The organism is Limimaricola sp. AA108-03 (assembly GCF_050847355.1).
Classification (GTDB): Bacteria; Pseudomonadota; Alphaproteobacteria; order Rhodobacterales; family Rhodobacteraceae; genus Limimaricola.
The window spans coordinates 1,670,121-1,696,662 of the sequence record NZ_CP193755.1 but is presented as its reverse complement, the minus strand read 5'-3'; the positions used below and the strand labels follow the sequence as shown (position 1 = coordinate 1,696,662).

General features: G+C 69.7%; 26 protein-coding genes. 10 read left to right on the top strand and 16 right to left on the bottom strand.

From position 1 onward, the window contains the following. Positions 1–14: 14 nt before the first annotated feature. The 4 genes from ACRAQ3_RS08360 to ACRAQ3_RS08345 all read right to left on the bottom strand — a co-directional run bounded on the left by ACRAQ3_RS08360 (position 15) and on the right by ACRAQ3_RS08345 (position 3,163). Positions 15–986 (bottom strand): beta-ketoacyl-ACP synthase III, encoded by a 972-nt coding sequence (locus ACRAQ3_RS08360; RefSeq protein ID WP_432254295.1) that lies wholly within the window; start codon positions 984–986, stop codon positions 15–17. Continuing rightward, positions 983–2,056 carry a phosphate acyltransferase PlsX gene (gene plsX, locus ACRAQ3_RS08355; RefSeq protein WP_269397205.1) on the bottom strand — a complete coding sequence of 358 codons (1,074 nt, stop codon included), beginning with the start codon at positions 2,054–2,056 and terminating at the stop codon, positions 983–985. Before plsX ends, ACRAQ3_RS08360 begins: the two co-directional genes overlap by 4 nt. A gap of 129 nt (positions 2,057–2,185) precedes the next feature. Beyond that, positions 2,186–2,392 (bottom strand): 50S ribosomal protein L32, encoded by a 207-nt coding sequence (gene rpmF / locus ACRAQ3_RS08350; RefSeq protein ID WP_085897279.1) that lies wholly within the window; start codon positions 2,390–2,392, stop codon positions 2,186–2,188. A gap of 207 nt (positions 2,393–2,599) precedes the next feature. Then, positions 2,600–3,163, bottom strand: coding sequence for a YceD family protein (locus tag ACRAQ3_RS08345; RefSeq protein ID WP_432254294.1), 564 nt, complete (start codon positions 3,161–3,163; stop codon positions 2,600–2,602). Positions 3,164–3,228: 65 nt separating this feature from the next. Between ACRAQ3_RS08345 and ACRAQ3_RS08340 the strand changes: the two genes are divergently transcribed. Continuing rightward, entirely contained in the window at positions 3,229–3,732 is a 504-nt protein-coding gene (locus tag ACRAQ3_RS08340) for an outer membrane protein assembly factor BamE (protein ID WP_269397207.1), read from the top strand. Between the two features lie 8 nt (positions 3,733–3,740). On the opposite strand, the gene msrB is transcribed toward ACRAQ3_RS08340, so the two are convergent. Next, positions 3,741–4,151: a peptide-methionine (R)-S-oxide reductase MsrB gene (gene msrB, locus ACRAQ3_RS08335; RefSeq protein WP_269397208.1), complete on the bottom strand. Its 411-nt coding sequence runs from the start codon at positions 4,149–4,151 to the stop codon at positions 3,741–3,743. A gap of 65 nt (positions 4,152–4,216) precedes the next feature. Between msrB and ACRAQ3_RS08330 the strand changes: the two genes are divergently transcribed. Both ACRAQ3_RS08330 and ACRAQ3_RS08325 read left to right on the top strand, forming a co-directional pair. Then, positions 4,217–4,948 (top strand): GNAT family N-acetyltransferase, encoded by a 732-nt coding sequence (locus tag ACRAQ3_RS08330; RefSeq protein WP_432254293.1) that lies wholly within the window; start codon positions 4,217–4,219, stop codon positions 4,946–4,948. Between the two features lie 31 nt (positions 4,949–4,979). Further along, positions 4,980–6,812: an ABC-F family ATP-binding cassette domain-containing protein gene (locus tag ACRAQ3_RS08325; RefSeq protein WP_432254292.1), complete on the top strand. Its 1,833-nt coding sequence runs from the start codon at positions 4,980–4,982 to the stop codon at positions 6,810–6,812. Positions 6,813–6,888: 76 nt separating this feature from the next. Here ACRAQ3_RS08325 and ACRAQ3_RS08320 read toward each other — a convergent pair whose 3' ends face one another. Both ACRAQ3_RS08320 and mazG read right to left on the bottom strand, forming a co-directional pair. Continuing rightward, entirely contained in the window at positions 6,889–7,890 is a 1,002-nt protein-coding gene (locus ACRAQ3_RS08320) for a Fe(3+) ABC transporter substrate-binding protein (RefSeq protein ID WP_269397211.1), read from the bottom strand. A gap of 75 nt (positions 7,891–7,965) precedes the next feature. Further along, positions 7,966–8,802 carry a nucleoside triphosphate pyrophosphohydrolase gene (gene mazG / locus ACRAQ3_RS08315; RefSeq protein ID WP_432254291.1) on the bottom strand — a complete coding sequence of 279 codons (837 nt, stop codon included), beginning with the start codon at positions 8,800–8,802 and terminating at the stop codon, positions 7,966–7,968. A 62-nt stretch (positions 8,803–8,864) separates the two neighbouring features. Between mazG and ACRAQ3_RS08310 the strand changes: the two genes are divergently transcribed. The 5 genes from ACRAQ3_RS08310 (at position 8,865) to ACRAQ3_RS08290 (ending at position 13,416) form a co-directional block, all read left to right on the top strand. Next, entirely contained in the window at positions 8,865–10,025 is a 1,161-nt protein-coding gene (locus ACRAQ3_RS08310; RefSeq protein ID WP_432254290.1) for a M20 aminoacylase family protein, read from the top strand. 54 nt (positions 10,026–10,079) lie between these two features. Next, complete coding sequence (locus tag ACRAQ3_RS08305) at positions 10,080–10,544, top strand: DUF1499 domain-containing protein (protein ID WP_432254289.1); 465 nt, start codon at positions 10,080–10,082, stop codon at positions 10,542–10,544. Between the two features lie 42 nt (positions 10,545–10,586). After that, positions 10,587–11,642 (top strand): peptide chain release factor 1, encoded by a 1,056-nt coding sequence (gene prfA / locus ACRAQ3_RS08300; RefSeq protein ID WP_432254288.1) that lies wholly within the window; start codon positions 10,587–10,589, stop codon positions 11,640–11,642. After that, positions 11,639–12,505 (top strand): peptide chain release factor N(5)-glutamine methyltransferase, encoded by an 867-nt coding sequence (prmC, locus tag ACRAQ3_RS08295; RefSeq protein WP_432254287.1) that lies wholly within the window; start codon positions 11,639–11,641, stop codon positions 12,503–12,505. The genes prfA and prmC overlap by 4 nt, the downstream gene beginning before the upstream one ends. Before the next feature lie 221 nt (positions 12,506–12,726). Continuing rightward, the gene (locus ACRAQ3_RS08290; protein WP_085897267.1) at positions 12,727–13,416 is read left to right on the top strand and encodes a DUF4167 domain-containing protein; all 690 of its coding nucleotides are present in this window, start codon (positions 12,727–12,729) and stop codon (positions 13,414–13,416) included. A 58-nt stretch (positions 13,417–13,474) separates the two neighbouring features. Here the strand turns inward: ACRAQ3_RS08290 and rsmA are convergent, their stop codons facing one another. From rsmA to lptF, 6 genes are all read right to left on the bottom strand, one after another. After that, positions 13,475–14,320, bottom strand: coding sequence for a 16S rRNA (adenine(1518)-N(6)/adenine(1519)-N(6))-dimethyltransferase RsmA (rsmA, locus tag ACRAQ3_RS08285; protein WP_432254286.1), 846 nt, complete (start codon positions 14,318–14,320; stop codon positions 13,475–13,477). A 70-nt stretch (positions 14,321–14,390) separates the two neighbouring features. Next, entirely contained in the window at positions 14,391–15,362 is a 972-nt protein-coding gene (gene pdxA, locus ACRAQ3_RS08280) for a 4-hydroxythreonine-4-phosphate dehydrogenase PdxA (RefSeq protein WP_432254285.1), read from the bottom strand. Then, positions 15,359–16,573 (bottom strand): peptidylprolyl isomerase, encoded by a 1,215-nt coding sequence (locus ACRAQ3_RS08275; protein WP_432254284.1) that lies wholly within the window; start codon positions 16,571–16,573, stop codon positions 15,359–15,361. Before ACRAQ3_RS08275 ends, pdxA begins: the two co-directional genes overlap by 4 nt. 32 nt (positions 16,574–16,605) lie before the next feature. Beyond that, complete coding sequence (locus ACRAQ3_RS08270) at positions 16,606–18,723, bottom strand: LPS-assembly protein LptD (protein ID WP_432254283.1); 2,118 nt, start codon at positions 18,721–18,723, stop codon at positions 16,606–16,608. Then, the gene (lptG, locus tag ACRAQ3_RS08265) at positions 18,720–19,808 is read right to left on the bottom strand and encodes an LPS export ABC transporter permease LptG (protein WP_432254282.1); all 1,089 of its coding nucleotides are present in this window, start codon (positions 19,806–19,808) and stop codon (positions 18,720–18,722) included. The genes ACRAQ3_RS08270 and lptG overlap by 4 nt, the downstream gene beginning before the upstream one ends. After that, on the bottom strand, positions 19,805–20,905 hold the full coding sequence (gene lptF, locus ACRAQ3_RS08260) for an LPS export ABC transporter permease LptF (RefSeq protein WP_432254281.1): 1,101 nt from the start codon (positions 20,903–20,905) through the stop codon (positions 19,805–19,807). The genes lptG and lptF overlap by 4 nt, the downstream gene beginning before the upstream one ends. A 182-nt stretch (positions 20,906–21,087) precedes the next feature. Here lptF and ACRAQ3_RS08255 point away from each other — a divergent pair, with 182 nt between their 5' ends. Beyond that, complete coding sequence (locus tag ACRAQ3_RS08255; RefSeq protein WP_432254280.1) at positions 21,088–22,563, top strand: leucyl aminopeptidase; 1,476 nt, start codon at positions 21,088–21,090, stop codon at positions 22,561–22,563. 4 nt (positions 22,564–22,567) lie between these two features. Beyond that, the gene (locus tag ACRAQ3_RS08250; protein WP_432254279.1) at positions 22,568–23,029 is read left to right on the top strand and encodes a DNA polymerase III subunit chi; all 462 of its coding nucleotides are present in this window, start codon (positions 22,568–22,570) and stop codon (positions 23,027–23,029) included. 52 nt (positions 23,030–23,081) lie between these two features. On the opposite strand, the gene ACRAQ3_RS08245 is transcribed toward ACRAQ3_RS08250, so the two are convergent. From ACRAQ3_RS08245 to ACRAQ3_RS08235, 3 genes are all read right to left on the bottom strand, one after another. After that, the gene (locus ACRAQ3_RS08245) at positions 23,082–23,660 is read right to left on the bottom strand and encodes a retropepsin-like aspartic protease family protein (protein ID WP_432254278.1); all 579 of its coding nucleotides are present in this window, start codon (positions 23,658–23,660) and stop codon (positions 23,082–23,084) included. A 15-nt stretch (positions 23,661–23,675) separates the two neighbouring features. Then, positions 23,676–24,320: a MarC family protein gene (locus ACRAQ3_RS08240; RefSeq protein ID WP_269397227.1), complete on the bottom strand. Its 645-nt coding sequence runs from the start codon at positions 24,318–24,320 to the stop codon at positions 23,676–23,678. Positions 24,321–24,494: 174 nt separating this feature from the next. Next, entirely contained in the window at positions 24,495–26,342 is a 1,848-nt protein-coding gene (locus ACRAQ3_RS08235; RefSeq protein WP_432254277.1) for an ABC-F family ATP-binding cassette domain-containing protein, read from the bottom strand. Positions 26,343–26,542: the final 200 nt, after the last annotated feature.

Sequence of the window (26,542 nt, the reverse complement as noted above, 5' to 3'; positions counted from 1 at the left end):
GCGCGGACACTGGCCTACCAGCGCAGGACCACGGAGCCCCAGGCGAGGCCGCCGCCGATCGCTTCGGTGACCACGAGGTCGCCTTCGCGAATCTGGCCGTTGGCGCGCCCGACCGAGAGCGCCAGCGGAATCGAGGCGGCCGAGGTGTTGCCGTGGTCCTGAACCGTGGTCACCACCTTGTCCATCGGCAGGCCCAGCTTCTTGGCGGTGCCCTGGATGATCCGGATATTGGCCTGGTGCGGCACCACCCAGTCGACGTCCTCGGCGGTGAGGCCCGCCTTCTCGAGCGACAGATGCGCGGTCTGGGCCAGCTTCTCGACCGCGTGGCGGAACACCTCGCGGCCTTCCATGCGCAGATGGCCGGTGGTCCCGGTCGAGACGCCGCCATCGACGTGCAGGATGTCCTTGTGGCGCCCATCCGAGTTAAGATCCGCCGCGAGGATGCCGCGATCCGAGGACCGCCCTTCGCCTTCGGCCGCCTCGAGCACAAGCGCGCCGGCGCCGTCGCCGAACAGCACGCAGGTGGCGCGGTCGGTCCAGTCGATGATCCGGCTGAAGGTCTCGGCGCCGATCACCAGCACCCGCTTGGCCTGACCGGTCAGGATCATCGCGTTGGCGGTGGTCAGGGCATAGATGAAACCGGCGCAGACCGCCTGGACGTCGAAGGCGAAGCCATGCGTCATGCCCAGTTCGCGCTGCACCATGGTCGCGGCGGAGGGGAAGGTGAAATCGGGGGTCGAGGTGGCGAGGATGATCGCGTCGATCCCCCCGGGCTCGATCCCGGCATCGGCCAGCGCGGCGCGGGCGGCGCGGGTGGCGAGATCCGAGGTGGTCTGGCCTTCGGCGGCGATATGGCGCCTCTCGATGCCGGAACGGGTGCGGATCCATTCGTCGGAGGTGTCGACGAGCGCCTCGAACTCCACGTTCTCCATCACCCGTTCGGGAAGGTAGTGGCCCACGCCCCTGACGACCGCGCGAATGGTCATGCCTTGATCTCCTTGGGTGCGTCCTGATGCAGGGCCGAGACGCCGGCGATGCGATGCGCCAGCCGTTCGGAAAAATCGGAGCGCGCGAGGCGCGCGGCGAGGCTGAGCGCGGCGCAGACGCCGGTGGCATCGGCCGAGCCGTGGCTTTTCACCACAAGGCCGCCCAGCCCGAGAAACACGCCGCCATTGACCTGGCGCGGATCGATCCGGGCCTTGAGCCCGGCCATGGCGCCGCGCGTCAGCAGCGCCGCGATCTTCGAGGCGATCGAGGAGAGGAAGGCCTCGCGCATGAGCCCCGAGATCAGCGTGGCGGTGCCTTCGCCGGTCTTCAGGGCGACATTGCCGGTGAAGCCGTCGGTGACGATGACATCGACCCGGTCCGAGGGGATGTCGCCGCCCTCGACGAAGCCGACATAGTCGAAATCGCCCTTGTCGGCGGCGGCGCCGATCATCTCGGCCGCGACCTTCAGCTCGGCGCGGCCCTTGTGTTCCTCGGTGCCGACATTGAGCAGCCCGACGCGCGGGCGCGCCAGCCCGAGCCCGTTGCGCGCATAGGAGGCGCCCATCATCGCATAGGCGAGCAGGTCGTCCTGATCGGCGCGGATATCGGCGCCGACATCGAGCATGACGTTGAAGCCCTGCGGGTTGCGCGAGGGCCAGAGGCAGGCGATGGCGGGGCGGTTGACGCCCTCGGCCTTGCGCAGCCGGATCATCGACACCGCCATCAGGGCGCCGGTGTTGCCGCAGCTCACGCAGGCATCGGCGCGGCGATCGCGCAGCGCATCCACGGCCGACCACATCGAGGTCGACTTGCCGCCGCGCATCACGTGGCTGGGCTTGTCGGTCATCGCGACCACGCCCTCGGCATGGATGATCTCGAGGCGGTCGGCCAGAACCGAGCCCGAGAAGATCGGCTCGAGCTTGTCGCGCTGGCCGTGCAGCAGCACGCGCGCGGTCGGATCGGACTGGAGAAAGCGTTTCACGCCGGCGGCCACGACGGCCGGGCCCTGATCGCCGCCCATGGCGTCGACGGAAAGCGTGATGGATCTGTCTTGGGACAAGCCCGTCATCGCGGCCCCGATGCTTGGGCGCGGTCGTCTGACGCGCGCCGGTCTCGCTGCGGCAGACATCCGGGCTCGCCCCGAGGGGCGGCGCGGTCCGGGACCATGCCCGTCCCGCGCCAAAGCCCGGTCACGGACTTACGCCGCGTCGTCGTCCAGATCGGTCTCGGCGGCACGCGCGATCACTTCGCGATCGGCGTAGTTGCCACAGGACGGGCAGACGTGGTGCGGGCGCTTGAGCTCCCCGCAGCTGGGGCATTCATTGGGGTTCGCGCCGGTCAGGCCGTCATGGGCCCGACGCTGGTTGCGGCGCGACTTGGAGATCTTGTTCTGCGGAACGGCCATGTCACAACCTCGAAGTAATACTGGCTCTAGTCTCAATGGGCGCGGAACGGGTCCGGCCCGGCTGGCGGGTGGGCGCATGGCCCCGGTCAGGGGATCCATCCCGCGACGTCCGGCCGCTCTTAGGCGATAAGAACCGGGCTGTCGAGCCGTGGAATGGAAAGAGGCCGCGAAAATACTGCGGTCGCGGCGAAAAGCAAGAGGAAGGTGCTATTCCTCGCCGTCTTCGTCGCCTTTCAGGCGCTCGCGCAGCCCCTTGAGGGCGGAAAACGGCTTCACGTCCTCGTCGGTGAGCGGCTCGGCCCCGGGCTCGGTCACGCTGACGTCACCGGTTCCGGCCCCCTCGGCGCGCGGATAGTCGGGCAGCGCCAACGCCAGCGCCTCGATCATCACCGCGGCGAGGTCCAGCGCCGAGGGCAGCGGCTCGATCGTGTCGTCCTCGGGCATCTCGACCTCGGCGCCCTCGGGTTCCGTCACGTCGGCGAGGTAGCGCCGCATCACCGTCTCGTCGATCCGCGTCACCACCGGTTCGAGCGTCACCACGCAATCCTGCACCACGGTGGCGCCGAGATCGCCATCGAGCCGCCAGCCATCGCGGCCCTCTGGCGACAGGCGCGCGCGAAAGCGCAGCTTGCGCACGCCGCGGATATCGAGCGCCTCCGCCACGGCGGCGCGTCCGGCGGCGTCGGGTTCGATCACCATCTCGGTGGCGCGGCGCTGCGACAGATCGCCCAGGCGGATCACCTGTCGCGGGAGAGGGGTCGCGTCGACCATGGTCCGCTTCCTTCCTTGAAGATATGCATGGGGTTGTTGTAAGCGGCTTTAGAAGCCGCAAGGGCTTGAGGCAAGAGCAGGGGCAGTCGCAGATGGGCATGGAAACCGGCCGTGACAGGACCGGCCGCGGGGTTCGCCGCGGCGCAGCCATTCTGGGACTCGCGGGGCTGGCGGCCTGCAGTCCGACCGAGCGGTTCCACGGCTACGTGCCGGCCGAGGCGGTGCTGTCGACGATCTCGCTCGGCGAGGACCGCGCCTCGGTGATCGAGAAGGCCGGTCCGCCGACCACCAGCGGGGTGCTCGGCGAGAACGACATCTTCTACATCCGCTCGGTGTTCCGCCATTACGGGTTCTTCGCCCCCGAGGAGGTGAGCCGCGAGGTGGTCGCGATCAGCTTTGCTCCCAGTGGCGGCGTCAGCAATGTCGAGCGCTTCGATCTCAGCGATGGCCGCATCGTGCCGCTGACCCGCCGGGTCACCGAGGACAGCGTCCAGAACGGCACCTTCCTGCGGCAACTGGCGGGGGCTGCGGGCAATTTCGACCCGAGCATGTTGATCGACGACGAATGAGCCCGGTTTCAGGCCGCGCTCTCGTCGGAGGTCGCCGGTTTGAACTCGAGCGCCACGCCGTTCATGCAGTAGCGCAGGCCCGTCGGGGCCGGCCCGTCCGGAAAGACGTGGCCAAGATGCGATTCGCAGGCCGCGCAATGCACCTCGGTGCGCTTCATGAAGAAGCTGCGATCGGTCTTCTCGCCCACCGCCTCATCGCTGATCGGGGCGTAGAAGCTGGGCCAGCCGGTGCCGCTGTCGAACTTGGTCTCGGCCGAGAACAGCGGTCGGCCGCAGCCCTTGCAGGCGAAGGTGCCGGGCTCTTTCGGAAAATCGTCATGGGTGAAGGCGCGCTCGGTACCGTGCTTGCGCATCACCTTGTATTCGAGCTCGGACAGCTCCTCGCGCCACTGCGCGTCGGTCTTGGTGATCTTGTCCATTGGGTCCTCCGTGATCTCGTCCACCTATGTAGTCAGCACCGCGCCGGATGCCAGCGGGGCCCGGCATGGGCGTGATCCTGCGGCGTGGCCGGCTGGTCGCGCGTACGGCGCAGGGCGAAGCGCTGGCTCGCGCGATGGCGCTGCGCGCGCGCTGCTTCGTCGATCTGGGCGGGGCGCTGCGCGACGCCGACGGGCATGACGCGCGGGCCCGGCACCTGCTGGTCGAGGACGCGACGGGCCGAGCGCTCTGCACGCTGCGCTGGCGCGTCCTCGCGCCCGGCGAGATCGGGCAGGCCGCGAGCGCCGAGAGCTACGATCTCGGTCCGCTGGCGGCGCGGCCGGGGCGGGCGATGGAGATCGGCCGCTTCTGCACCGCGCCCGAGGCCCGCGACGGCGAGGCGCTCAGGCTGGCGCTGGGGGCGCTGACCCGGCTGGTGCTGCGCGAAAGGGTCGAGCTGCTGTTCGGCTGCGCCTCGTTTCCCGGCACCGACCCGCGCCCGCACCGCGCGGCGCTGTCCTGGCTCGGCGCGCGGCACGCCGCCCCTACCGGGCTGCGGCCCGGACGACGCGGGGCGGTGGAGGTGCTGGATCTCGCCGGGCCGGTCGGTGCGCCCGACGCCGCGCCGGCGGGGCTGCCGCCGCTGCTGCGCAGCTATCTCGGCATGGGCGCCGTGGTCAGCGACCACGCGGTGGTGGATCGGGTGATGAACACCATCCACGTGCTGTGCATGCTCGATGTCGCGGCGATCCCGGCGGCCCGCGCCCGGGCGCTGCGCGCCCTCGCATTCGGCCCTTGATAAGCCGCGCGGCGCCCTCTAGCTGGCGATCATGGCACGCGCACCCCTTCTCCAGCTCACCGATATTTCCCTCACCTTCGGCGGCGATCCCGTCTTCGACGGGCTGTCGCTCGCGGTCCAGCAGGGCGACCGCGTCGCCCTCGTGGGCCGCAACGGCTCCGGCAAGTCCACCTTGATGAAGGTGATGGCCGGCCTCGTCGAGCCCGATCGCGGCACCCGCGCGGTGCCCCCCGCGACCTCCGTGGGCTACATGGAGCAGGACCCCGATTTCTCAGGCTTCGCGACCTTGGGCGAATGGGCGGCGCAAAACCTCGACATGGGCGAGGAATACAAGCTCGACGTGGTGGCCGAGGGGCTCAAGTTCGATCCGCATCGTGACCCGGCGACCGCCTCGGGCGGCGAACGGCGCCGCGCGGCGCTGGCGCGGCTGATGGCCGAGGCGCCGGAGCTGATGCTGCTCGACGAGCCCACGAACCACCTCGACATCGAGGCGATCGCCTGGCTCGAAGCGGAGCTGCGCCAGACCCGCGCGGCCTTCGTGCTGATTTCCCACGACCGCGCCTTTCTCAAGGCGCTGACCCGCGCGACGCTGTGGATCGACCGCGGCGCTGTGCGCCGCCAGGAAACCGGCTTCGAGGGCTTCGAGGCCTGGCGCGACAAGACGTGGGAAGACGAGGACATGGCGCGCCACAAGCTCGATCGCAAGATCAAGTCCGAGGCGCGTTGGGCGGTCGAGGGGATCTCGGCCCGCCGCAAGCGCAACCAGGGCCGGGTGCGGGCGTTGCAGGATCTGCGCGCCGAACGGGCGAACCAGATCCGCCGCCAGGGCACCGCGGCGATGGCGCTTGGCGAGGGTCCGACCTCGGGCAAGAAGGTCATCGAGGCCTTTGGTTTGAGCAAGGAATACGCCGGCAAGCGCATCGTCTCGGGCTTCGACCTGACGGTGATGCGCGGCGACCGGATCGCCTTCGTCGGCCCGAACGGCGTCGGAAAGACCACGCTGATCAAGATGTTGCTGGGCGAAGTTGAACCTGACGAGGGCAGCGTCAAGCATGGCACCAACCTCGAGATCGCGGTGTTCGACCAGGCACGCGCCCGGCTCGATCCCGAGGCGACGCTCTGGGACAGCCTGACCAACGACCCGCTGATGGCGGTCTCGGGCAGCTCGGACCAGGTGATGGTGCGCGGCACCCCCAAGCACGTGGTGGGCTATCTCAAGGAATTCCTGTTCGACGAGGGGCAGGCCCGCGCGCCGGTCAAGTCGCTCTCGGGGGGCGAGAAGGCGCGGCTCCTGCTGGCGCGGATCATGGCGCAGACCTCGAACGTGCTGGTGCTCGACGAACCGACCAACGATCTCGACATCGAGACGCTGGACCTGCTGCAGGACCTGCTGGGCGATTACGATGGCACGGTGCTGCTGGTGAGCCACGACCGCGATTTCCTCGACCGGGTGGCGAGCACGACCATCGCCATGGAGGGCGACGGCCGCGCGACGCTCTATGCCGGCGGCTGGAGCGACTACCAGAGCCAGCGGAAATTCAACGAGACGCCAGCGCCGGCGCAGGCCCCCGCGCCGCGGGGAAGCGCGCCGAGCCCGACGCCGAGCGCGCCGAAGCCGAAACCCGCCGCGCCGAAACCCGGCCTCAGCTTCACCGAGAAACACCGGCTGGAGGAATTGCCGAAGGTGATCGACCGGCTCACCGCCGAGATCGCCAAGCTCGAGGAGCTGCTCGCCGATCCCGAGCTGTTCACCCGAGAACCGGTGAAGTTCCGCAAGGCGACCGAGGCGATGGCGGAGCGTCAGGCGGCGCTCGACGCGGCCGAAACCGAGTGGCTGGAACTCGAGGAGAAGGCCGGGGCCTGAATTTCAAGCCACTGTTCGAAAACAAAAAAGCCCGCCTTCGGAACGAAGGCGGGCTTTTCTTTCGCTCTGGGCGAGATCAGCCGTCGAAGTTCACTTCTTCCATGATCCGCAGCGCGGTGGCGCGGTGGTCGGCGATGGTCGGCAGGTCGGTCTCGTCGGCGGTGAACTCACCCCAGCCCTTGACCAGTTCCGAGGCTTCGGCACCTTCGAGCACCGGGTATTCGTAGTTCGCCTCGGCATAGATTTCCTGCGCCTCGGGCGAGACGAGGTACTCCATGAACTGAACCGCCTCTTCCTTGTTCGGCGCGGCCTGGGTCAGCGCGACGCCGGAGACGTTCACATGGGTGCCGCCATTCTCGAAGGTCGGGAAGACGATGCGCACGGACTCGGCCCATTCGGTCTGCTCGGGATCCTCGAGCATCTTGCCCATGTAGTAGGTGTTGCCGAGCGAGATGTCGCATTCACCGGCCCAGATCGCCTTGACCTGCGCGCGGTCGTTGCCCTCGGGCTTGCGCGCGAGGTTGTCCTTCACGCCCTGCGCCCATTCCTTGGCGTATTCTTCGCCGTGATGCGCGACGATCGCCGAGACGAGGGCGAGGTTGTAGTTGTGCAGGCCCGAACGGGTGCAGATCCGGCCTTCCCACTTGTCCGAGGCGAGATCCTCGTAGGTGGTGACTTCACCGTCCTCGACCCGCTCCTGGCTGGCATAGACGATGCGGGCGCGGGTGGTGACGCCGAACCACTCGCCGTTCTCGCCGCGCAGGTTGGCGGGCACGGCTTCCATCAGCACGTCGCTTTCGACCGGCTGGGTGACGCCGGCATCGACGATCTGGCGCAGGTTGGCGATGTCGACGGTCATCACGAGATCGGCGGGCGAGCGCTGCGCCTCGGCCTCGAGCCGCTCGACGATGCCGTCCTCGACGAAGGCGAGGTTGACGGCGATGCCGGTCTCTTCGGTGAAGGCATCGACCACCGGCTGGATCAGCTCGGGCTGACGGGTGGTGTAGACGTTGACGTCGGCCAGAGCGGAGGTGCCGGCCAGCGCGGCGGCGATGGTGAGGACAGGGCGAAGGGTCATGTAGCGCTCCAAATCAGCGTTTTCGTTGGTGGCGCTTAAATCCGAGCAATTTGCTCAGGTCAATACCCGACTTTTTCAGTCGACGTTTTTTTCCGCTCTTCGGATCTCGTTCCACAAAGCATCCATCTCGGTCAGGTCGCTTTCGACCGGACGCTTGCCGCGCTTGTGAAGTTCGTCCTCTATGTACTTGAATCGACGTGCGAACTTGTCGTTGGAGCGGCGCAGGGCCACCTCGGGGTCGACACCGAGATGCCGCGACAGGTTGGCCATGACGAACAGGAGGTCGCCCATCTCGGCCTCGATCTCGTCGGGGCTCAGACGGTCGCGCGCCTCGACCAGCTCATGTGCCTCCTCGACCAGCTTGTCGAGAACCTGCGCCGTTTGCGGCCAATCGAATCCCACCCGCGCGGCGCGCTTCTGCAGCTTGGCCGCGCGCATCAGCGCCGGCAGGCCGAGCGCGACGCCGTCGAGCACGCCGGTTTCGGCACGGCCCGCGCGTTCGGCCGCCTTGATCGCCTCCCAGGCGTGGGTCTGCTCTTCGGCGGTGCGGTCGCGATCCTCTTCGCCGAAGACATGCGGGTGACGCGCGATCATCTTGTCCGAGATCGCGCGCGCCACCGCCGCGAGATCGAAATGCCCGGCCTCGCGCGCCATCTGCGCGTGGTAGACCGATTGCAGCAGCAGGTCGCCCAGCTCGCCCCGAAGCTCTGGCCAGTCCTCGCGGGCGATGGCATCGGCCACCTCGTAGGCTTCCTCGATCGTGTAGGGGGCGATCGAGGCGAAGTCCTGCTCGATATCCCATGGGCAGCCGTGATCGGGATCGCGCAGCGCCCGCATGATCGCGGACAGCCGCGCGATCTCGCGGGCGGCGTCCAGGTCGGTGTCGCGGATCTCGGGCTCGGTCTGGGGCATTGCGCAGGGCTCCTGTCGATGGCAAGCCGCAGGCTAGGATTTCAAAGCCCGGAGCGCCAGACATGCCCGTCATCAACCGCATCGCCGATTTCGCCGAGGAGATGAAGGGCTGGCGTCACCAGCTTCACGCCGCGCCCGAGATCGGCTTCGACTGCCACGAAACGGCCGGCTTCATCACGGCGCGGCTGCGCGAATTCGGCGTCGACGAGATCCACGAGGGCATCGCGACATCCGGGGTGGTGGCGCTGATCCGGGGCCGGGGCGAGGGCCCGGTAATCGGCCTGCGCGCCGACATGGATGCGCTGCCGATGGACGAGCAGACCGGGCTGCCGCATGCCTCGGCGAACAAGGGCCGGATGCATGCCTGCGGACATGACGGCCACACCACGATGCTGCTGGGGGCCGCGAAATACCTCGCCGAGACGCGCAATTTCGCGGGCACCGTGGCGCTGATCTTCCAGCCCGCCGAAGAGGGCGGCGGCGGTGCCGGTGTGATGGTCGAGGAAGGGGTGATGGAGCGGTTCGGCATCGATGAGGTCTTTGCCCTGCACAACGAGCCGGGTCTGCCGGTGGGGCGGTTCCGCACCGCGCCGGGACCGATCATGGCGGCGGTGGATGATTTCACCATCACCGTGACCGGCAAGGGCGGGCATGGCGCGATGCCGCATGATGCGACCGATCCGGTGGTCGCGGCCTGTGGCATCGTCACCGCGATCCAGACCATCGTCAGTCGCAACCACGACGCGCGGCAGGATCTGGTGATCTCGGTCACGCAGATTCATACCGGCAGCGCCGACAACGTGATCCCGGCCACCGCCTGGATCAACGGCACGGTGCGCAGCTTCGACAAGAATGTGCAGGCAATGGTGATGCGGCGGATGCGCGAGATCTGCGAGGGGCAGGCCATGGCCTACGGCGTGCGCGCCGATCTCGACTACAATCTCGGTTACCCGGCCACGGTGAACGACGCCGGGAAGGCCGGATTCGCCGCTGGCGTGGCCGAGGAGGTCGGGCTCGGCTGCGATGCCGACAGCCCGCGCGCCATGGGGGCCGAGGATTTCTCCTTCATGCTCGAGGCGCGCCCCGGCGCCTATCTGTTCATCGGCAACGGCGAGACGGCGGGCGTGCACCACCCCGAATACGACTTCAACGACGAGACGGCGCCCTATGGCGCGTCGTTTTTCGCCCGGCTGGTCGAACGCGCGCAGCCCGCGCGCGGTTGAACCTGAGGCGAAGTTGAAAAAACAGCGGTCAGGTATTTGAAAAAGATGGGAATAATGGCCCTGGCGACCGCGGCATCTTTGGCGGTGCCACTGGTCTGGATACGTGTCGCGCCGGCGGATGTGGCGCGCTGGCACGTCGATCCCATGGAGGTCGAACGGGTGCCGCAGGCGCCGCGCCGTGGCGGCTGGCTGCTGCGCACGGGGCCTGCCAATGCCGCGCCGCCGGTCTTCGACACCGACCCGGCCACGCTGCTCTCGGCCTTCGACGAGATCGCGCGGGCGACGCCGCGCACCCGGGTCCTGTTCGAAAGCCCGGCCGAGGGGCGCGTGACCTATGTCAGCCGCTCGGCCGTCCTCGGCTTTCCCGACTATACCAGCGTCAAGGCGGTCCCCGAGGCCGGCGGCGCCGCCTTGATGATCTGGGCGCGGCAGCGTTTCGGGGTCGCCGACATGGGCGTGAACCGCAAGCGGGTCGAGGCGTGGATGGCGGCGCTCGAAGATCGGCTGCCGCGCCGCTGAGCGTCACTTGACGCCTAAGTGGCGATGGAGGATGGGTGATCCATGATCGCACAGGACAAGATCGACCAGATCACCGCCCGCTTCGAGTTTCTCGAGGCGAAGATGTCGTCGGGCGCCTCGGGGGGCGAGATCGCCGAGCTGGGCCGCGAATACGCGGAACTCAAGCCGGTGGTCGAGACCGCCGCCCAGCATGCCCGCCTCGAAGCCGAGATCGCCGAGGCGCAGGCGATGCTGCGCGACCCCGAGATGCGTGATCTCGCCGAGGAAGAGCTGCCCGGCCTGCGGGAACGGCTGGAGGCCGCCGAAACGGCGCTGCGCCTCGCGCTGTTGCCCAAGGACGCCGCCGATGCGCGTCCGGCGATGATCGAGATCCGGCCCGGCACCGGGGGCGACGAGGCCGCGCTCTTCGCGGCCGACCTGCTGCGCATGTACATGCGCTATGCCGATGCGCGCGGCTGGCGCTTCGAGATCATCGAGGAGCAGGCGACCGAGCTGGGCGGCATCAAGGAGGTCGTGGCGCGGATCGAGGGCGAGGGCGTCTTCGCCCGGATGAAATACGAATCCGGCGTGCACCGGGTGCAGCGCGTGCCCGAGACCGAGAGCGGCGGCCGCATCCACACCTCGGCGGCCACCGTGGCGGTGCTGCCCGAGGCCGAGGCAGTGGACGTGAAGATCGACCCCGCCGATATCCGCATCGACACGATGCGGGCGAGCGGCGCCGGCGGCCAGCACGTCAACACCACCGACTCGGCGGTGCGGATCACCCATATCCCGAGCGGCATCGTCGTCACGTCGAGCCAGAAATCGCAGCACCGCAACCGCGAATTGGCGATGGAGGTGCTGCGCTCGCGGCTCTTCGACGCCGAGCGGATGCGGGTCGAGGGCGCGCGCTCGGCCGACCGTCGCGCGCAGGTGGGATCGGGCGACCGGTCCGAGCGCATCCGCACCTACAACTTCCCGCAGGGACGCCTGACCGATCACCGCATCAACCTGACGCTCTACAAGCTCGACGCTGTGATGGGCGGCGATCTCGACGAGATCATCGACGCGTTGACGGCGGAGGCGCAGGCGGCGCTGCTGGCGGAGATGGAGGCATGAGCCCGCTGCCATCAGGTCCGCTGACCGGCGCCGCGGCACTGGTCTCGGCCACGCGCCTGCTGGCCGAGGCGGGGGTGCCCGATCCGGGCCGCGACGCGCGGCGGCTGTTCAGCCACGCGATCGGCGTCGATCCGGGGCGGTTGACGCTGGTGCTGCCCGAGCCGGTCGATGGCGGGAAACTGGCCGAGTTCGAGGCGCTGATCGAACGGCGCGCGGCGCGCGAACCCGTGTCGCACCTGACCGGCAGCCGTGCCTTCTATGGGCGCCGCTTCAAGGTGACGCGCGACGTGCTCGACCCGCGCCCCGAGACCGAGATGCTGGTCGAGGCGGCCCTGTCCGAACCGTTCGGCCACGTGCTCGATCTTGGCGTCGGTTCGGGCTGCATCCTGCTGACGCTGCTGGCGGAAATGCCGGATGCGCGCGGCGTCGGCGTCGACCTGTCGGAGGCCGCCTGCGCCGTGGCGCGCGAGAACGCCGTGACGCTGGGGCTTGCCGACCGGGTGCATATCCAGGTGTCCGATTGGGTCAGCCGGGTCGAGGGGATGTTCGACCTCGTGGTGTCGAACCCGCCCTATATCGCGCGCGCCGAAATGGAAGGGCTCGCCCCGGAAGTGCGCGACTGGGAGCCCGCGGGCGCGCTGACCGACGGCGCCGACGGGCTGTCGTGCTACCGCGCGATCCTCGACGGGGCGACCGAGGTTCTGGCGCCGGGCGGGCGGCTGGTGATGGAGCTGGGCGTGGGGCAGGCCGAGGCGGTGGGAAGCCTCGCCGTGGCCCGCGGCTTCGCCCCCGTCGCGCTCATTCCCGATCTCGACGGGCGCGACCGGGTGATCGTGCTGGGACTGCCGCAATCGGGCTTCTGAGCGCGAAAAACACCGCTCTTTCGGCCAGGATCGCAGTTTCCGCTTGTCACCGGGCGGTCCGCATGGTTAGTCCTTGGCATCGGACGGAGGAAGGCGCACGCGCCCTCCCGCCCCGACACGCTGCCAGATCATCGCAGGCCCCGACGTCGCAGCAGCGCGCATCGCGCGCGCAGACCGGGTCAAAGCGCAACGCCTGAGCCAGGCCGGAACCGAAGAATCACATGAGATCATCGAAGTCACGCTCGCGCGGCAACAAGAACCGCAACAACAACCGTCCTTCGGGCGGCAACATCGTCAATCGCGTGTTCGACAGCTCGGGCCCCGATGGCAAGGTGCGCGGTACGCCCCAGCAGATCATCGAGAAATACACCCAGCTGCACCGTGACGCCCAGCTTTCGGGCGACCGGGTCGCGGCCGAGAACTTCGCCCAGCACGCCGAGCATTACCTGAGAATGCTGGCCGAGGCGCAGAAGGAAATCGAGGCCAAGCGCGAGGAAGCCGAGGCCCAGAACCGCGAGCGTCAGGCCGAGCGCGACCGCCAGGCCGAGCGCGACCGCGAGCGCGCGGCCCGCCTGCGGGCGCAGGAAGAGGCGGCAGCGGCGCAGCACCAGCAGCCCGAACCGCAGCGCGAGCCCCGTCACGAGGAGCGGCACGAGGCGCGGCAGGCCGAGGAGCCCGCCAGCGATCTGGTCGAGACCCCGGAGAACCGCGAGCCCGCGCGCGAGATCCCGGCGCAGCCCGCGGAGGCCCAGCCCGGCGCCGAGGCGCCCAAGGCCGAGGACAAGCCCAAGCGGCCGCGCAAGCCGCGCGTGAAGCGCGACACGCCCGAGGGCGAAAAGCCCGCGCCGCGTCCGCGCCGCGCCAAGCCCGCCGCCAAGGCGGAGAGCGGATCGGCCGAAGCGGCCGAGTAGGCCCGCTCCGACAGGATGAAGAAAAGGCGGCGCCCGTATCCGGGCGCCGCCTTTTTCGTCACTGCGCTGCGGCCACCGACCGGGCCAGCGCGCACCACGCCTCGAGCCCGACCTGCTCGGCCCGCTCGGTCGGCGGGATGCCGGCGGCGGCGAGGTGATCCTCGATCCCCGGCGCCACCCCCTTGAGCGAGGCGCGCAGCATCTTGCGTCGCTGGTTGAACCCGGCCGCCACGACGCGGCTCAGCACCGCCGGATCGGCCGGAAAGCGCGGCGCGGGCAGGGCGGTGAGATGGACCACCGCCGAGGACACCTTGGGCGCGGGCACGAAGGCCTGCGGCGGCAGGTCGAGCACGATGCGCGCGCTGGCGCGCCACTGCGCGAGGATCGCGAGCCGGCCATAGGCCTTGGAGCCCGGCGCGGCGACGATCCGCTCGGCCACCTCGCGCTGGAACATCAGCGTCAGGCTCTCCCAGAAGGGCGGCCACTCTTTCGGCGTCAGCCAGCGCACCAGAAGCTCGGTGCCGACATTGTAGGGCAGGTTCGCCGCGACCCGGATCGGCGGCGTCAGATGCGTCAGCGGATCGATCTCGAGCGCGTCGCCCTCGATCACCTGCAACCGACCGGGATAGCGCGCGGCGATCTCCTCGAGCGCGGGCATGCAGCGCGCGTCCTTCTCGATCGCGAGGACCCTGCGCGCGCCCTCGGCCAGCAGGCCGCGCGTCAGCCCGCCCGGGCCCGGCCCGATCTCGAGAATGTCCGATCCCGCCAGGTCGCCCGCCGCCCGCGCGATCCGCGCGGTGAGGTTGAGGTCGAGCAGGAAGTTCTGGCCCAGCGTCTTCTTGGCGCGCAGGCCGTGGGTCTCGATCACCTCGCGCAGGGGCGGCAGATCGTCGATAGCGGCCATGGGGGCGATCCCTCGTTCATCTTTCCGAAAATACGCATGGCGCTCCGCCGGGGACCGCCGCGCCGTTCCCTTAGCGCGCGCCGCGCGCCTGCGCCATATCGGCGGCCATGCGGATCGCGGCGATCATCGAGGACGGGTCCGCGAGCCCCTGTCCGGCGATGCCGAAGGCGGTGCCGTGATCGGGCGAGGTGCGGATGAAGGGCAGGCCGAGCGTGACGTTGACCCCGCCCGAGAAATCGATGGTCTTGATCGGGATCAGCGCCTGGTCGTGATACATGCAGATCGCCGCGTCGTAGCCCGCGCGCGCACCCGCATGGAACATCGTGTCGGCCGACATCGGTCCGCGCAAATCGAAGCCCTCGTCGCCCAGCCGCGCCATCAGCGGTGCGATCATGGCGATCTCCTCGTGGCCCATCTTGCCGTCCTCGCCCGCATGCGGATTCAGCCCGGCGACGGCGATGCGCGGCGCCTCGATCCCGAAATCGCGGATCAGCGCGTCGCGGGTGATGCGGATCGTGGCCTCGAGCAATTCTGGCGTGAGCCGCTCGGGCACCTGCGACAGCGGGATGTGGATGGTGGCGGGCACGACGCGCAGCGCGTCGCAGGCAAGCATCATCACGACCTCGTCCACGCCCGCCAGCGCCGCGAGATACTCGGTATGGCCCGGATAGGCGAAACTCGCGCCGTCGATCAGCGCGGCCTTGTGGATCGGCGCGGTGCACAGCGCCGAACAGGCCCCCGAGCGCACGAGGTCGACGCCGTCGCGGATCGCGTCGATCACGCCCTGCGCATGGGCCGGATCGGGTCGTCCCGGTACGGCCGGCGGGCCGAAATCTCGCGCCAGCACCGGCAGCGCGGTTCCGCTCAGATCCGCCGCCTCGGAGGCCCCGCTCACCGTCTGCCATGGCAGCGCCTCGGGCAGGTGGCGCGGATCTCCGAGCCAGAGGAGCGGGATCTCGCCGCGCAGCTTCTCCCAGGCGCGGGCCGCGATCTCCGGGCCGATGCCCGCGGGCTCTCCGCAGGAGATCGCGACCGGCTTCACTGGCCGATACGCGCCTGTGCGCGCAGCTCGGCGAGCAGGATGTCGGCGCGGGCCGAGAGCTTCTGGCTCAGGAGCCTGTTTCGCACGGACTCGCGATCGACGCCCTCGGCCGCCACGGGCGTGCGCGAGCACAGCATGGTGAAGAACAGCGTGCCGTCCTGGCTCAGGTTCCACGAGGCCTCATTGGGGTCGAGCCGCGCCAGTTCCAGCCCGAGATCCTGCGGCAGCGCCGCGGGCGCGACGCTCTGGCGCACCAGTCGCTCCTCGGGCAGGCCCTTGGCGACGCCGTAGAGATCGTCGCAGGTGTCGACGAGACCGTCGATCCGCGCCGCCTCGGCCAGCGCCTGCGCCTGCGCGGTGCCGGCGCCGGGGATCGCGAATTGCGCGTAGTCGATCTCGGCGATCGCGGCCGGGGCCTGCGGCGCCTCGCGGATGTCGCGCAGCTGGAACAGCGCGACGCCGTTGCGGATCGGGATCGGCGGCGTCACCTCGCCCGGCTCGAGCGACAGAAGCAGCCCGTGCAGCCCGGCCGGGTAATCGCTCAGCGCGGCCCAGTCGAGACGGCCCCCCTGGGCGCGCGAGGGCAGGGCCGAAACCGCGCGGGCCTCGGCCTCGAAGGCGGCGGTGGAGCGCAGCTTCGAGATCGCCTCGGCGCGGGCCATCGCCGCGGCGGCGCGCGGCGGCGGCGCCGGGATGATGATCTCGGAGAGCAGCAGCTCGACCGATTCCGGCCCGCCGGTCCGCGCCAGCGCCGCATCGATCTCGGCCTCGGAGACATCGACGCCCGAGCCGTAGCGGCGGCGGATATAGTCGCGCCACGAGGCGTTGACCCGCACGAAATCGCGCAGCGTCTCGCGCGCCACGCCCTGCGTGGCGAGCTGCGCGAGAAAGGCGTCGAGCGACAGGTTCGCGCGTTGCGCGAACTCGGCCATCGCGGCCTCGAGACCTTCCTCGGTGAGCTGCATCCCGGCGCTGTTCAGCTCCTGGAGCTTGAGCTTTTCCTCGACCAGCTGCTTGCGGGCCTCCGCGCCGAGATCGCCCGGCGTGTTGAACGCGGCCAGCAGCTTGGCGCGCTGGTCGAGTTCGTAATTGGTGACGGCGCTGCCGTTCACCGTGACCGCCGGGGCGAACAGCCCCTGCGCGGCGGCGCCCACCGGCGCGGCCAGGGCGGTGGCGAGCGCCACGGCCTTTACGACATCAAAAGCCCGCATTCCGGCTCCCATCCTCGTCCGATCGTTCCGTCTCAGCCCTCGCAGCTCCGCGCCGCGGGCAGGGCCGTCTGACCGGTTGAAAAACCGGCAAGATTGACCGAGAGCCCGAAGCTCGTGGAGGGGTCCACGTCATCGGTATCGGTGTAGCGGCGCGATGCCGAAAGGTCCACCGTGACGCATTCGTTGCGCCAGCCGGCGCCGATCTCGGCGCGCACCGGTTCGTCGGCGGCGATGTCGTAGCGCGCCTCGGCCGAGAGGCTCCAGCGCGGGCCCAGATTCAGCACCGTGTCGAACGCGATCTCGGAGATCCGGGGCTGGTCCTCGGCCGGTCCCTCCTCGAGCCACAGATAGGCGGCGGTGAAATCGAAGCTCTCGCGGTCGAAACCGAGCCGCGCCTCGGCGGTGGAGATGCCGAAATCGTCATCGAAGGTGGTCGATGCCTCGAGCCCGAGATCCTGTCCGAGATCGAGCCTCGTCGAGATCAGCCAGTCGGAGCGGGTCGAGGTCAGCCCGGTGATGTCGTCGATTCCCTGCAGCGCCTCGTCGCGCAGCAGCCGCCCGCCCAGCACCGACAGGCTCCGACCATCGGCGCCGAGCAGGCTCCAGCGCAGGCCGAGACCGGCGTTGAGACCGGTTTCCTGCAGATCCTCGCCCGGCAGCCGGTCGAGCGCGAAGAGCGAGGCCGCGTCGAACTCGGCCAGCCGCGAATCCTCGTTGGGCACGTCGCCGCCCTGCGTCGCCACGCCGGCGAGGCTCGCCACCGGCTCGATGATCTGGGCGGTGCCGTCATCACCGCGCCGCAGCAGCGGCCAGCGCAGGGTCACCCCGGCCGATTGCGCCGCCCGCAGGACCGTGTCGTCGAATTCGGGGTCGTCGTCGATGGCATAGGCGTCGAGCCGGCCGCGCAGCTCGGTGGTGAACTGCAGGCCGGGGCCGAAGATGAGATCCCCGTACCAATCGCCCGAGACGCCGCCGCGGGTGACGTCGCGCGTCGCCTCCGGGTCGCCCGGGTCGCCGTCGCGCCAAAGCGCGTCGGCGTCGGCGCGCAGGCGCAGCCGGCCGCCCAGCGGAGCCGGGCGCAGCACCGCCTCGCGCTCGATCCGGGCCACCAGCGGCGGCAGCGAGGCGCTGGATTCGTCCTCCCGCAGGCTTTCGTAATAGGCGATCTCGGCCAGCGCGTATCCGTCGTCGCGCAGCCGGTAGGCGCGCAGGCTGCTGTCGAGCCGATCCTGGTCGGAGAGGTCGTAATCGAGCAGGAAGGCCTCGTCCGACACGGCTTCGAGATCGAATTCGAGCCGGATGTCGCGCGGCAGCGCGAAGGCGCCCTCGGCGAAGAGCGCGTAGCGCAGCGAGACCGCGCCGTCATCCTCGGCGAGATGCGTCTCGATCTGGGTCCAGCCGCTGCGGAAGGCCTGCCGGTAGCGCAGTTCGAGATTGCGCGCCCCGGTGGCGATCCACGGCGTCACGGTCAGGTCGCGGCGGCCGCCGAGGCGGATGAAATAGGGCAGCTTCAGCCCGAAGCCGAGCGCATCCGAGGAGAAGAGCTGCGGCACCAAGAGCCCCGAGGCGCGCTCCAGCGTCGGGTCCGGAAGGCGCATCCGCGGCAGCCAGAACACCGGCACGCCGGCGACGCGAAAGCTCGCATCGTCGAAATAGAGCTGCTGGCCGATCTCGTCATGCACGACCCGCGCGGCGCGGATCTCCCAAAGCGGCGTCTCGTCGCCGCAGACCCGGCACGAGGTCGCCGCCGTGCGGGTGAGCGCGGTCAGCCCGGTGCCGGTGCGGTCGATCCGCGCCGCCGAGACCTGAAGCTGCCGATCCAGCACCAGCCGCGCGCCGCGCAGCAGCCCGGCTTCGAGCCGCGGATCGATCTCGGCGGCCTCGGCGGTGAACACCTCGCCATCGGGGGTGGTGATCAGGATCGGCCCGGCGACGGTAAGCCGGTCGGCGGCGCGGTCATAGGTAATCGCGGAGGCGCTGAGCCGGGTGCCGTCGTAGAAGGCCTCGACATTGCCGCGCGCCACCAGCACCTCCTGCGCGGTGACGGTGACGCTGTCGGCCACGAGCTGGGCGAGACCCTGCGCGGCGAGGGGCAGCGGCGTCATGGCGGGCATCAGCCCCAGCAGGGCCGCGAGCAGGCGTCGGGTCATCCATCCTCCAGATGTAGCAGCAGACCGAGCGACGACAGGATCGCCGCGACGGGCGGGGCCCAGGCCGCGAGCGCGGGCGGGATCTGTCCGTTCTCGCCCAGGATCTGCGCGAAGTTGCGCAGGAAGTACACGCCGAAGCTCAGCAAAATCGCGCCCAGCACCATGACGCCGACCCGGCCGCCGCGCTGGTGGCGCATGGTGAAGCCGGCGCCGATCAGCAGCATCGCGGTCAGGAAAGCGGGCTGCGCCAGCTCGGTCTGCAGGAACACCTGGTGGCGCCGCGCGGTGAAGCCCGCGGCCTGCAGCCGGTCGATGAAGCCCGGCAGCTTCCACACCGAGATCGCCGCGGGATCGCCGAAGCTGTCGCGGATCTGGGTGGCGGTGAGCGACGAGGCCAGCGTCATCTGCGGCAGCCGCTCGGCGGCGGTCTCGGGGTTCTCGGCCGAGAGCGGCCAGCGCTTGACCCCGCGCAGCAGCCAGTGGCCGGTCTGCAGCTCGGCCAGGCTCGCCTCGACCCGCTCGCGCGGGCGGCCCTCGGTGTCGAAGGTCAGGAAGCTCGCCTCGCGCAGCACGGTGCCGTCGAGATTGCTGCTCTTGGCGCGGATCACCGTCTGCGCCTCGCTGTCGCCCTGACGCAGCCAGAGCCCATCATCGGATAGGGTGATCACCCGTTCCTCGCCCTTGAGGCTGTCGGTGCGGGCCTCGTAGGCGCGGGTGGTCGCGGCGACCAGCGGGTTGATCAGTGCCACGGCGGCGACGCCGAGGAGCAGCGTCACCACGACCGGAGCGATCAGCGCCGCGAGCGCCGAGCGGCCGGCGGCGCGGGTGACCACCAGCTCCGAGGAGCGGGCAAGGCCGAGAAACAGCGCGATGCCCGAGATGATCACGATCAGCGGCAGGATCTCGTAGAGCTGGGCCGGGGCGTTGAGCATGCTCACGGCCAGAAGTTCGCCGATGCCGGTGGTGCCGCCGAAGCGCCGCGCCTGCTCGACGAAATCGATCATCGTCAGCATCGCGAAGAAGATGCCGAGCGTGCCGAGAAACGCCATGATGTAGCGGCGGGCGAAATAGCGGTGCAGGATCATGCCGGGACGCCCCTTCGGTACTTGCGGCGCGGCCGGCCCGCCAGCACCAGCTCGACGGCGACGATGGCCAGGGCCGCGATGGCGGGAACATAGACCAGCGGCCAGCGCGAGGGATCGCCGCGCAGCGCCGAGGCGACCACGGATTCCAGCGACTGCACGAGGATGATCAGCCCGATCGCGCCGAGGATCTGGCGCCAGACGCCAAAGCGCGAGAAGCCCCCGATCAGCAGGGTGGCGAAGCCGATCAGCGGCGCCGCCACCGACAGGAGCGCCGCCGCGACGCGGTCATGCGCCTCCACCGCGAGCTGCGCCGCGTTGCGGTCGGTCGCCTCAAGGGTCTCGGGCGTCGGACGCAGCAGCTCCAGCGTCGAGACCTCGCGGGTGCGCCTGCGACCGCTGTCGGAGGCGCGGGTCAGCGGCTCCAGATCATAGGCGAAATCCTCGAAGCGGGTGGTCGAAAGCCGCGCCGCCTCGGGCTGCAGCACCTGCACCAGCCCGTCGATCATCACCAGCTGCGGCGCCGTCGCGGTTTCCACCAGATAGGCGCTGGAGGCGGTGTAGGTCACGGTCTCCTTAGGGTCGCGGCTGTCGGATATCAGCAGGTCGCGCAGCTCGCCCTCGGGGGTGATGTCGCGGATGTAGAGGGTGATGCCCGAGATCGGCGAGAGGAACTCGCCCTCCTGCAGCAGCCGTGCCGTGGCGCTGCGCGCGATCTCGGCCTGCCGGTCGGCGAGCCTCGCATTGGCGAGCGGGTTGATCACCAAGGTCAGCGCGCCGGTGAGCAGCCCGGCCACGATGCCGAAGGCCAGCACCGGCCGCGCCAGCCGGAACGGCGAGAAGCCGGTGGCCTGCATCACGGTGAGCTCGCTGTCCGAGCTCAGCCGGTTGGTGACGTAGAGCGCCGCGGCAAAGCCCGCGATCGGCAGCACCAGCCGGATCAGCGAGGGCAGAGTGAGCATGGTGAGTTCGAGGAAGACCGAGAGGTTCTGCCCGTCGGCCACCAGCTGGTCGAACAGCTGCACGGCGCTGTTGACCCAGTAGACCAGCACCAGCACCAGCGCGAAAAAGCCGAACAGCATCATCAGCTGCGACAGCATGTACCTGTCGAATCGCGCCACCGGTCCCTCGTCCATCCATGGCCGCCGAGGTGGCCGCCCGTCTTCGCGCATCCTAGCCGAGGGTGCGGGCAGGTTGAACCGTGATCTGGCCTTTGCCGGTCTCGGCGGCTAGGCTCCGCCGCCAGAGCCAATGATCCCCGACAACGACCCAAGGAGCCGGCATGTCCCGCACCCCCCGCATCGATTTCCTTCCCCATGACGCGCAGGATCTCACCGCCGCGCAGGGCCGAGTCGCGGTCTTCATGGGCCCCGACGGTCCCGAGACCGAGGCGGTGCGCGCGCTCGACGAGGCGATGAGCGGGGCGCTGGCGCGGCTGGCCGGGGGCCGGCGCTGGAGCCGGGCCGGGACCGGCGAGGTGGTCGAGATCGCCGTGCCCGCGGGCCTCGCCGCCGAGGCGGTGCTGGTGGTGAAGCACGATGCCGATACCGACCGGCTCGCGATGCGCCGCGCCGGTGGTGCCATCGCCGCCAAGGCCGGGCGCGGCGACCTGACGGTGCTGGCCTCGGGCCTGCGCCATGCCGGAGAGGTGGCGCTGGGCCTCGCGCTGCGCGCCTACCGCTTCGATGCGCATCAGAAGCAGGACCCCGATGCCGAGCCGGATGGGCGCGTGCGGTTCATCTCCGAGGATGCCGAGGCGCTGGGGCGCGAGGCCGGCCCGATGGCCGCCATTGCCGAGGGCGTGGCCTTCACTCGCGATCTCGTCAACGAGCCCGCCAACGTGCTAACCACCGACGATTTCGCGGCACGTCTCGCGGCGATGCAGGAGCTGGGGCTCGAGGTCGAGATTCTGGAGGAGGACGAGCTGAAGCGTCTTGGCATGGGCGCTCTTCTGGCCGTGGGCCAGGGCTCCGAAAGCCCCTCCAAGGTGGTGGTGATGCGCTGGCAGGGCGGCGGCGACGAGGCCCCGCTGGCGCTCGTGGGCAAGGGCGTGGTGTTCGACACCGGCGGCATCTCCCTCAAGCCCGCCGCTGGCATGGAGGACATGACCATGGACATGGGCGGCGCGGGCACCGTCGCCGGCACGATGCGGGCGCTGGCGCTGCGCCGCGCCAAGGCCAATGTCGTGGGCCTCGTGGGGCTCGTGGAGAACATGCCCTCGGGCAACGCCACCCGCCCCGGCGACGTGGTGCGCTCGATGAAGGGCGACACGATCGAGGTGATCAACACCGATGCCGAGGGCCGGCTCGTGCTGGCCGACGTGATGTGGTACGCGCAGGAGCGGTTCAAACCCTCTGGCATGATCGATCTCGCGACGCTGACCGGTGCCATCATCGTGGCGCTGGGCCACGAGAATGCGGGGGTCTTCTCGAACGAGGACGGCTTTGCCGAGGCGCTTCTGGCGGCGGCGCAGGCCGAGGGCGAAGGCGCGTGGCGGCTGCCGATGGGCGAGGCCTATGACAAGGTCCTGAAGAGCCGGGTCGCCGACATGCGCAACGTTGGCACTGGCCGCGAGGGCGGATCGATCACCGCGGCGCAGTTCCTCAAGCGCTTCGTGCAGGACGGCACGCCCTGGATCCATCTCGACATCGCCGGGACCGCGTCGCTCAAGTCGGATTCGGCGCTTGGCCCCAGGGGCGCGACCGGTTGGGGCGTGATGGCGCTCAACCGCCTCGTGGCCGACCGCTACGAGGGCTGAGACGATGGGCGCGGCCTTCTTCTACCACCTTACCGAAGGACCGGCCGAGGAGCTGCTGCCGCAGCTTCTCGGGCTTGCGGGCAAGCAGGGCTGGCGGGTGGAGATCAGGGGCCGCGCCGCCCGCGCCATGGACCGGCTCGACGCGGCGCTGTGGCGCATGGGACCGCCCGAGAGCTTTCTCGCGCATGGGCGCGCCGGCGGGCCGCATGACGGGGCGCAGCCGATCCTTCTCACCGCCGAGGGCGAGGCGGCGCCGAAGCTGCCTTGCGTGATCTGTCTCGACGGCGCCGAGATCGCGCCCGAGGAGGTGCAGGCGGCCGAGCGCGCCTGCATCCTGTTCGACGGCTTCGACGAGGCGGCGGTTCAGGCGGCGCGCGGCCAGTGGAAGCGGCTGACAGGCGCGGGCTGCGCGGCGCAGTACTGGGCGCAGGAGGGCGGGCGCTGGACCAAGAAGGCCGAGGGGTGACGCTCCGGGGCGGGCCGGGGATTTGCGTATTTCGGGAACAAAGTCACGAAGCTCAGCGCGTCAGGACCAGCGTGCCGTTCTCGATCTCGATGCGGCCGAAGAGCCGCAGGTAGCCCATGCCAAGGAGCGATCCGGCGAGGTCGCCATCGGTGACCACGGCGCTCAGCCCCGCATCCTCGATCGGGCCCAGCGCGACGCTGTCGAGCCGCACCCGCGCGGTGCGCACCGTGCCGTTGGCGGTCACCGCGGAGCCCAGATAGGTCAGCTCCTCGGGGTCGATTCCGGCACGGCGCGCATCCTCGCGGCCCAGCACCATGTCGGTGGCGCCGGTGTCGACCACGAAGTTGATCGGCGCGCCGTTGACCTCGAGCGTCAGGTAGTAATGCCCGTCGCGCGCCTGCGGTACCTCGATGCCCTCGGCGCCGATCATGGTCTGGCGCGGCATCGCATCCTCGCGGATGTCAGACCACAGCCCGGCGGCGGCGATGGCGCCGATGAAGATCAGCGTCCAGACGGCGGCCTGCTGCGCGACCTGTCCCAGCCGGTCGCGATTCTGCACGAAGAACCAGCCGGCGATGGCGGCGCCGAGGAGGCCGAGATAGGCGAGGCTGGCAAGGTTGTCTGGGTTCATCGCCCTAATATGGTATCAATTTTCGGCAGGGAAAGGCAGACCGAAACCGGAACCGTGCAGACCGTCGATGATGAACTGCACCGCGAGCGCGGCGAGCAGCATGCCGAGCACCCGCGTCACCACGTTGAGCCCCACCGAGCCCAGCACCCGCGCCAGCGGATCGGCCAGCGCGAAGGCGATCCAGACGGTCGCCAGAACCGATAGGGCCACGCCGTAGATCGCGGCATAGCCGAGCGGGCCGGTGGCCTCGGCAGTCAGCAGGATCAGCGTGGTGATCGCGCCGGGGCCGACGATCAGCGGCAGCGCCAGCGGAAAGATCGAAGGATCCTGATCGGGTTCGGCCCCTTCCTCGGCATTGTCGCGGCGCCGCGCCTGCCGCCTCTCGAACAGCATGTCGAGCGCGGTCAGGAACAGCAGCACGCCGCCGGCGATGCGGAAGGCCGGGACCGAGATGCCGATGAAGCGCAGCACCGCGTCGCCCAGCACCAGGAACAGCAGCATCAGCACGGCGGAGGTCGAGAGCGCCCGGAAGGTCACGCCGCGCCGCTGCGCCGGAGTCATCCCCGCCGTCATCGCCACGTAAAGCGGCGCGAGACCGATCGGATCGACGATCACGAACAGCGTGGTGAAAGCGGTGACAAGGGTGGCGATTTCGATCACGGTCGGGTCCTCGGGCCTGTCGGCGGGCCGAACCCGCGTTCCTGTCGCACCGTGCCGGGCGGCGCTCATGGGGGCAAGTCCGCGCCGGAAATGACGCGGCACCGCCCATGACTTTGTTCTTCAAATACGCCGGGGGAGGGCCGCAGGCCCGGGGGCAGCGCCCCCGAAACCCGGTCAGGCCGCCTCGGCCCGCTCCAGCTTCTCGAGCGCTGCCATCCACATCGCCTCGGCCCGGCCCAACGCCTCCATGGCCTCGGCGTATTTCTTGTTCCAGGTCTCGAGCTCGCCCTTGCGGCCATCCTCGTAGAGCGCGGGATCGGCGAGCTTCTTGGCGAGCTTGTCGCGCATCTCGTTGATCTTGTTCACCCGCTCCTCGCATTTGCGGGCCTCGGAGCGCAGCGCCAGGATCGTCTCGCGAGAGGGTTTCTCGACCTTGGGCTTCTCGGCTTTCGGCTTCTCGGCGGGCTTGTCGCCGCTGAGCAGCATCTTGCGATAGGCCTGCAGGTCTTCCTCATAGGCCGAGACGCGCCCGTCCTTCACCAGCCAGAGCCGGTCGGCGACCATCGACAGGAGATGCATGTCGTGGCTGACGAGGATCACCGCGCCGGAATAGGCGGTGAGCGCCTCGACCAGCGCTTCGCGGCTCTCGATGTCGAGGTGGTTGGTCGGCTCGTCGAGGATCAGCAGATGCGGCGCGTCGATAGTGGCGAGCAGCAGCGACAACCGTGCCTTCTGACCGCCCGAGAGCCGGCCCACCTCGGTCTCGGCCTGCGCCGCGCCGAGGCCGAAGCCCGCGAGCCGGGCCCGCAGCTTGGGCGGCGCCACGTCGGGCAGCGCGCGCTGGATGTGCTGCAATGGCGTCTCCTCGACGCGCAACTCGTCGACCTGGTGCTGGGCAAAGAAGCCGATGCGCAGCTTGTTCGAGCGCACGATCTTGCCGCCCATCGGGGCGAGCCGATCCGAAAGCAGCTTCGACAGCGTCGACTTGCCCTCGCCGTTGCGGCCCAGAAGCGCGATCCGGTCGTCCTGATCGATCCTGAGATCGAGCTTCGAGAGCACGACCTTGTCGTCATAGCCGACCGAGACACCCTCGGTGGCGATGATCGGCGGCGACAGCTCCTCGGGCTCGGGGAAGGTGAAGACGGTGCGGGCCGCGTCCTCGGGCACCCGGATCGTCTCCATCTTCTCGAGCATCTTCACCCGGCTCTGGGCCTGCTTGGCCTTGGACGCCTTGGCCTTGAAGCGATCGACGAAGCTTTGCAGATGGGCGCGCTGCGCCTCCTGCTTCTTCGAGGCCGCCATCAGCACGGCGCGCTGCGCGGCGCGGGCCTTGGCGAACTGGTCGTAATTGCCGGACCAGTAGGTCAGCTGGCGGTTTTCCAGATGCAGGATGCCGCCGACCGAGCGGTTCAGTAGCTCGCGGTCGTGTGAGACGATCAGCACCGTGTGCGGGTAGCGCACGAGGTAGCTTTCGAGCCAGAGCGCGCCTTCGAGGTCGAGATAGTTGGTCGGCTCGTCGAGCAGCAGCAGGTCGGGCTCGGAGAAGAGCACCGCCGCCAGCGCCACGCGCATCCGCCAGCCGCCCGAGAAGGCGGAGCAGGGCATGAGCTGCTCGTCATGGGTGAAGCCCAGACCCTTGAGGATCGTCGCGGCGCGCGCCTCGGCGGACCAGGCGTCGATATCGGCGAGCCTGGTCTGGATCTCGGCGATCCGCGACGGGTCGCTCGACTGCTCGGCCATCAGGCTGGCGCGCTCGGTATCGGCAGCCAGCACGGTATCGATCAGCGAGACCTCGTTGCCCGGCACCTCCTGGGCGACGCCGCCGATGCGGGCGCCGCGCGGCAGCTCGATCTCGCCGGTGTCGAGCGTCAGCTCGCCGCGGATCAGCTTGAACAGCGTGGATTTGCCGGTGCCGTTGCGGCCCACGACGCCGACCTTGTGGCCGGCCGGGATCACGGCGGAGGTATGTTCGAGAAGCGGACGGCCCTCGACGGAATAGGAGATGTCTGTGATGCGCAACATGGACGGGCCTTGCCCGATGCCGGGCGCGAGGTCAACGGGGCCGGTCCCGAGCGGCTCGGGGGCGCCATGCGCATTTGGAGAAAGATGAACGGGGGCGGTGCTTCCTCCGGTTCATCTTCTCGCAAATACGCGGATCCCGAAGGCGGACTAGGAGACGCCGCCTGAACCCCATGCACATCCGGCGTCTTTTCACCTCGCCC

Coding starts and splice junctions, on each gene's coding strand:
- ACRAQ3_RS08360 (WP_432254295.1), bottom strand. CDS start 986: ATGACCATTCGCGCGGTCGTCAGGGGCGTGGGCCACTACCTTCCCGAA.
- ACRAQ3_RS08250 (WP_432254279.1), top strand. CDS start 22,568: ATGGGCGCGGCCTTCTTCTACCACCTTACCGAAGGACCGGCCGAGGAG.
- ACRAQ3_RS08345 (WP_432254294.1), bottom strand. CDS start 3,163: ATGGTCGACGCGACCCCTCTCCCGCGACAGGTGATCCGCCTGGGCGAT.
- ACRAQ3_RS08235 (WP_432254277.1), bottom strand. CDS start 26,342: ATGTTGCGCATCACAGACATCTCCTATTCCGTCGAGGGCCGTCCGCTT.
- ACRAQ3_RS08310 (WP_432254290.1), top strand. CDS start 8,865: ATGCCCGTCATCAACCGCATCGCCGATTTCGCCGAGGAGATGAAGGGC.
- prfA (WP_432254288.1), top strand. CDS start 10,587: ATGATCGCACAGGACAAGATCGACCAGATCACCGCCCGCTTCGAGTTT.
- mazG (WP_432254291.1), bottom strand. CDS start 8,802: ATGCCCCAGACCGAGCCCGAGATCCGCGACACCGACCTGGACGCCGCC.
- lptG (WP_432254282.1), bottom strand. CDS start 19,808: ATGATCCTGCACCGCTATTTCGCCCGCCGCTACATCATGGCGTTTCTC.
- ACRAQ3_RS08330 (WP_432254293.1), top strand. CDS start 4,217: ATGGGCGTGATCCTGCGGCGTGGCCGGCTGGTCGCGCGTACGGCGCAG.
- ACRAQ3_RS08245 (WP_432254278.1), bottom strand. CDS start 23,660: ATGAACCCAGACAACCTTGCCAGCCTCGCCTATCTCGGCCTCCTCGGC.
- ACRAQ3_RS08255 (WP_432254280.1), top strand. CDS start 21,088: ATGTCCCGCACCCCCCGCATCGATTTCCTTCCCCATGACGCGCAGGAT.
- ACRAQ3_RS08305 (WP_432254289.1), top strand. CDS start 10,080: ATGGCCCTGGCGACCGCGGCATCTTTGGCGGTGCCACTGGTCTGGATA.
- prmC (WP_432254287.1), top strand. CDS start 11,639: ATGAGCCCGCTGCCATCAGGTCCGCTGACCGGCGCCGCGGCACTGGTC.
- lptF (WP_432254281.1), bottom strand. CDS start 20,905: ATGCTGTCGCAGCTGATGATGCTGTTCGGCTTTTTCGCGCTGGTGCTG.
- rsmA (WP_432254286.1), bottom strand. CDS start 14,320: ATGGCCGCTATCGACGATCTGCCGCCCCTGCGCGAGGTGATCGAGACC.
- plsX (WP_269397205.1), bottom strand. CDS start 2,056: ATGACGGGCTTGTCCCAAGACAGATCCATCACGCTTTCCGTCGACGCC.
- ACRAQ3_RS08325 (WP_432254292.1), top strand. CDS start 4,980: ATGGCACGCGCACCCCTTCTCCAGCTCACCGATATTTCCCTCACCTTC.
- ACRAQ3_RS08270 (WP_432254283.1), bottom strand. CDS start 18,723: ATGACCCGACGCCTGCTCGCGGCCCTGCTGGGGCTGATGCCCGCCATG.
- ACRAQ3_RS08320 (WP_269397211.1), bottom strand. CDS start 7,890: ATGACCCTTCGCCCTGTCCTCACCATCGCCGCCGCGCTGGCCGGCACC.
- msrB (WP_269397208.1), bottom strand. CDS start 4,151: ATGGACAAGATCACCAAGACCGACGCGCAGTGGCGCGAGGAGCTGTCC.
- ACRAQ3_RS08275 (WP_432254284.1), bottom strand. CDS start 16,573: ATGCGGGCTTTTGATGTCGTAAAGGCCGTGGCGCTCGCCACCGCCCTG.
- rpmF (WP_085897279.1), bottom strand. CDS start 2,392: ATGGCCGTTCCGCAGAACAAGATCTCCAAGTCGCGCCGCAACCAGCGT.
- ACRAQ3_RS08290 (WP_085897267.1), top strand. CDS start 12,727: ATGAGATCATCGAAGTCACGCTCGCGCGGCAACAAGAACCGCAACAAC.